Here is a 5,020-nt window from a genome sequence, read left to right as displayed (position 1 = left end):
GTGGAGAGGGGGCCCTGGGGGCCGGTGGTGGGGGTGGCGACGCTGGCGGTGGCGGCGTCGCGGGCGATGGCGGCGGGGACCAGCCGACCGGAGCGGTAGCCGATGCCGATCCCCGAGATCAGCACGAAGATGGCGCCGAAGGTCTGCAACGAGCCGATCAGCGCGCCACCGAGGCCGAGCAGCGGCGCGGCGATCATCAGCATCACCCCGTCACCGATGGAGAACATCCCGGAGCGGGCCACCGCCCAGCCGGTGAGCAGCCACCCGGCGCTGTAGAAGGCCGCGCCGAACAGGACCAGCATCCGGGCGGTGGTGCCGAAGACCGGGGTCTGCTCCGCCAGCCCGGTGAAGGGCAGCATCAGTACGGTGCCGGCGATGCCGGCCAGCAGCCCGGCCACGGCCTCCATGCGGCTGCGGGTGGCGGCGAGCAGCCCGGTCAACGCCAGCAGGGCGAGCAGGCCCAGCCAGACCGCGGCGACCCAGCCCAGCAGGTAGAGCGGCCGGCCGTCGGCCGGGTACGGGTCGTTGCCCACCCCGCCGTCGCTGGCCATCGCCACCAGGCCGAACAGCACCGCGTACAGGGGCAGCAGCCAGACCACCGCGCGGGCGAGGCGCCGCAGCGACCAGGCCCAGCTGGCGTTGGTGGCCGGCGCCGCCGGACCCGGGTCGGCGACGAAGGGCAATACCCCGAACCCCCCGCCGGTACGGCGGGTGCCCAGCGGGCCGGTGGGGTCGTGCGCGCCGGGGACAGGGGTGCTGGAGAAGAGCCGCTTCGCCGGGTCCATGGTCACCTCGCTCGCTCCGACGGGCGGCGCGGGGACGCATTCGGCGCCCCGGCTCCTGGCCACCACCCGTCCGTCAGACCGATCGTGGCAGGCGCCGGGACGCCGTATGAGTGTTTCTCGCATTTGCCGTCCGGCTCCGGACGGCCGTCGGATCAGCCGCGGGCGCGCTGGTCCGCGGGGTCGTTGATCAGGCTCTCCGGGGAGACCGGCTCCGGCGCGGGCAGCCCCTGCGGGGCCTTGCCGCCGGTGGCCTGCGCCTCGGCGACGCGTACCTCGTCGTGGATCTCCTGGGCGGCGGAGGCCGCCGCCCGGGCCGCCTCCGCGGCCTCGCGCTCGACCTGGCTCGCGTGGTCGGCCGCCTCCGGCGCGGGCAGGTCGCCCACCATCCCGGCCAGCCCGCCCAGCGCACCGCCCATCCCCTCCAGGGCCTTGGTCAGCTCGGCCGGGACGATCCAGACCTTGTTGGCGGTGCCGTTGGCGATCTGCGGCAGCGCCTGCAGGTACTGGTAGGCCAGCACCTTCTGGCTCGGGTTGGCCTGGTGGATGGCGTCGAAGACGGTCCGGATCGCCTTGGCCTGACCCTCGGCCTGGAGGATCCGGGCCTGCCGGTCACCGTCGGCGCGCAGCACCGCGGACTGCTTCTCACCCTCGGCGGTGAGGATCTGCGACTGCTTGTGCCCCTCCGCCGTGAGGATCGCCGCCCGGCGGTCCCGCTCGGCGCGCATCTGCTTCTCCATCGAGTCCCGGATGCTGGCCGGCGGCTCGATCGCCTTGATCTCCACCCGGGTGACCTTGATGCCCCAGCGGCCGGTGGTCTCGTCCAGCACCCCGGAGAGGTGCCGGTTGATCTCCTCGCGGCTGGTCAGCGCCCGCTCCAGGTCCAGCGAGCCGATCACGTTACGCAGGGTGGTCACGGTGAGCTGCTCGATCGCCTGGATGAAGTTGGCGATCTCGTAGGTGGCCCGGACCGCGTCGACCACCTTGTAGTAGAGGACCGTGTCGATCGACACGACCAGGTTGTCCGAGGTGATCACCGGCTGCGGCGGGAAGCTGACCACCTGCTCGCGCATGTCGACCTTGGTACGCACCGCGTCGATGAACGGGACCAGCAGGTTCAGGCCCGGGTTCAAGGTGCGCTTGTACTTTCCGAGCCGCTCCACCACGTCCTGACGCTGCTGCGGCACGATGCGTACCGCCTTGACCAGCGTCACCACGACGATCAGGGCCACGGCCACCAACAGGACCGCTGCAAACTCCATACCGCTCACCTTTTCGCTTCCGGCAACTCGCCGGGGGAGGAAATGTCGTCCTGCCACACCAGGGCGGTGGCGCCCCGGACCTTGATCACCTGAACCCGCTCACCAGGCTCGAACGACTGCGTCGCGTCGTACGCCCGTGCGCTCCACAGCTCACCGTCGATCTTGACAAGGCCGCGCCCGTCGTCGACCCGCTCCAGCACCAGCGCGGTGACGCCCTCCAGCGCCTCCACCCCGAACGCCTGCTCGCCGGTCTCCAGGGCGCTGCGCGCGTGCCGGCTGATGACGGGCCGGACCAGCACCACCGAGAGCACCGACACGATGGCGAACACCAGCGCCTGCACCAGGACCGGGGCGCCCAGCGCGGCGGCTCCGGCAGCCGCGAAGGCACCGGCCGCGAACATGATCAGAAAGAACGTCGTCGTGAAAATCTCGGCGACGCCCAACAGCACACCCAGCACGATCCACACCACGGCGTCCACCAATCAATCGTGACACGCCGACGCACGCCGCACCGACCCCCATGATCAGTAAGCTCGCGGGGAAGGCCGGAACCGACCGAGGAGAACCTGCGTGTCCCTGCTGCCCGAGACCGTCCGCCGGGCCGATGCGCTGGTCGCGCAGGCACAGTCCACCGGCCGCGCGCCGTCGCTGGCACTGGGCGTCGTCCGCGACGGGGCGCTCGCCCACCTCGCCGCCGCCGGGGACCACCCGCGCCCCGACGCCGACCTGCAGTACCGGCTCGGCTCGATCAGCAAGACCATGACGGCGACGCTGGTCATGCAGGAACGCGACGCCGGCCGGCTCGCCCTGGACGACCCGCTGGAGCGGCACCTGCCCGGTACGCCGGTCGGCGCGCTCACCCTGCGCCAGCTCCTCGGGCACGCCGGTGGGCTGCAACGGGAACCGGACGGGCAGTGGTGGGAGCGGAGCGAGGGCGGCGACCTGGCCGCGCTGGTCGCCGGGCTCACCCCCGAGAAGATCGCGCACCCGCCGCACCGGGCGTACCACTACTCCAACCTGGCGTACGGGCTGCTCGGCGGGGTGCTGGAACGGATCACCGGCACGCCGTGGGCGGAGCTGATCCGGGAACGGCTCCTGACCCCGCTCGGCATGCACCGCACCACCTATGACGCCACCGAGCCGTACGCCCGCGGCTACGTGGTGCACCCCTGGCACGACACGCTGCGGGAGGAACCACGTACCGACACCGGGGCGATGGCGCCCGCCGGGCAGCTCTGGTCCACGGTGGCGGACCTGGCCCGCTGGGCGGCTTTCCTCGCCGATCCCACGCCGGCCGTGCTGGCGCCGGAGACGCTGACCGAGATGTGCGCGCCCGTGGTGATCAGCGACCTGGACTCGTGGACCGGCGGGCACGGCCTCGGGGTGGAGCTCTACCGGGTCGGCGAGCGGGTGTACGTGGGTCACGGCGGCTCGATGCCCGGGTACGTCGCCGCGCTGGCCGTGCACCGCCCCAGCCGTACCGCCGTGGTCGGCTACGCCAACTCGTACGGGCTGCGCTCGGCCCACGTGGGCGGGCTGGCCCGGCGGTTGCTCACCCTCGTGCTCGACACCGAACCGGAGCCGGTGACGCCGTGGCGCCCGGCCGCCGCACCGCCCGCCGACGAGGTCGCCGAGCTGACCGGCCGGTGGTGGTGGATGGGCGTCGAGTTCGAGTTCCGCGTCGACGCCACGGGTGAGCTGCGGGCCGGCCGGGTCGGCGAGCCGGTCCTCCGGTTCACTCCGGAGGGCCGGGACCGCTGGCGGGGCCGCAGCGGCGCGCAGGACGGCGAGATCCTCACCGTCGTCCGCGACGAGACCGGCCGGGCCGTCGCCCTCGATCTGGCCACGTTCGTCTTCACCCGCACCCCCGACCAGGAGCCCTGACCGGCCGAGCCGGCCGACCGGCGCACGCGTCAACGGCGAGGGCCGACCGGCGGACGGGCGGCCGGGTGTCGCTCCACGCGGGGCCGCCGGCTTTCGGGTCAGGACGGCACGGTCGAGGCTACGGACCTGATGACGCCGATGAATCACCGCCTGATCCGTCCACGCCATCAGGTCCGTAGCGTCACGTAGAGCCGCACACGGGCCCGTCCGAGCTGCCGGCAGCGGCACGGGGCGGGAGCGGGGCGGGCGGTCAGCTGGGCTCGGTGACGAAGTCGATCAGGCGTTCCATCGCGTTGATCAACGGGGTCTCCACGTCGGCGAAGCTGTCGACCCGGGACAGGATGTGCCGCCACATGTCCGCCGGCTCGGCCACCCCGAGCGCCGCGCAGACACCCTCCTTCCAGGGCCGTCCCGGCGGCACCACCGGCCACGCCGCGATGCCCAGCGCTGCGGGCTTCACGGCCTGCCAGACGTCGACGTACGGGTGGCCGGTGACCAGCACGTGCGGCGAGGTCACCTGCGCCACGATCCGGCTCTCCTTGGAGCCGGGCACCAGGTGGTCGACCAGCACCCCGAGCCGGCGGGTCGGCCCGGGGCCGAAGTGGCGCACCTCGGCGTCGAGGGCGTCGATGCCGTCCAGCGGCTCGACCACCACGCCCTCGATGCGCAGGTCGTCACCCCAGATCCGCTCCACCAGGGCGGCGTCGTGCACGCCCTCCACCCAGATCCGGCTGGCCTTGGCCACCTGCGCCCGGACGTTCTCCACTGCGATCGAACCGGAGGCGGTGCGCCGTCGGGCCGCCGGCACCGGCGCCCGGGCCGGGCGGCGCAGCGTCACCGGCCGGCCGTCGAGCAGGAACGCCGCCGGCAGCAGCGGGAAGTTGCGCCGCCGGCCGTGCCGGTCCTCCAGCACCACCGCGCCGGACTCGAAGCCGACCACGGCCCCGCAGAAGCCGGAGTCGGCGTCCTCGACCACCAGGTCCGGCTCGGCGTCGACCTCCGGGGTCACCTTTCGCCGCCGCCAGTCCCCCGCCAGCACGTCCTCGCCGTATCGCCCCGCCATGTCGATCAACCTAACCCCCACCCCCGCGC

Annotated in this window: 5 protein-coding genes; 1 reads left to right on the top strand and 4 read right to left on the bottom strand. The window is 73.3% G+C overall.

The window, feature by feature from the left end; translation table 11 throughout:
• The 3 genes from ACSNN7_RS28585 to ACSNN7_RS28575 all read right to left on the bottom strand — a co-directional run.
• Positions 1 to 785 (bottom strand): hypothetical protein (locus tag ACSNN7_RS28585; RefSeq protein ID WP_436684157.1); only part of this gene is annotated, 785 nt, incomplete at its 3' end.
• 152 nt (positions 786 to 937) lie between these two features.
• Positions 938 to 2,044, bottom strand: a complete 1,107-nt coding sequence (locus ACSNN7_RS28580) for an SPFH domain-containing protein (RefSeq protein WP_334457153.1) — start codon at positions 2,042 to 2,044, stop codon at positions 938 to 940.
• Between the two features lie 5 nt (positions 2,045 to 2,049).
• Positions 2,050 to 2,523, bottom strand: coding sequence for an NfeD family protein (locus ACSNN7_RS28575; protein ID WP_436684156.1), 474 nt, complete (start codon positions 2,521 to 2,523; stop codon positions 2,050 to 2,052).
• Between the two features lie 91 nt (positions 2,524 to 2,614).
• On the opposite strand from ACSNN7_RS28575, the gene ACSNN7_RS28570 reads away from it, so the two are divergent.
• Positions 2,615 to 3,928 (top strand): serine hydrolase domain-containing protein, encoded by a 1,314-nt coding sequence (locus ACSNN7_RS28570; protein WP_436684155.1) that lies wholly within the window; start codon positions 2,615 to 2,617, stop codon positions 3,926 to 3,928.
• A 250-nt stretch (positions 3,929 to 4,178) separates the two neighbouring features.
• Here ACSNN7_RS28570 and ACSNN7_RS28565 read toward each other — a convergent pair whose 3' ends face one another.
• On the bottom strand, positions 4,179 to 4,991 hold the full coding sequence (locus ACSNN7_RS28565) for a DUF3097 domain-containing protein (protein WP_436684154.1): 813 nt from the start codon (positions 4,989 to 4,991) through the stop codon (positions 4,179 to 4,181).
• Positions 4,992 to 5,020 lie beyond the last annotated feature (29 nt).

Source organism: Micromonospora sp. URMC 105 (genome assembly GCF_051386295.1).
GTDB lineage: Bacteria > Actinomycetota > Actinomycetes > Mycobacteriales > Micromonosporaceae > Micromonospora.
The sequence above is the reverse complement of the archived record's forward strand: the minus strand, read 5'-3'. Positions and strand labels throughout refer to the sequence as shown.

Coding starts and splice junctions, on each gene's coding strand:
- ACSNN7_RS28565 (WP_436684154.1), bottom strand. CDS start 4,991: ATGGCGGGGCGATACGGCGAGGACGTGCTGGCGGGGGACTGGCGGCGG.
- ACSNN7_RS28580 (WP_334457153.1), bottom strand. CDS start 2,044: ATGGAGTTTGCAGCGGTCCTGTTGGTGGCCGTGGCCCTGATCGTCGTG.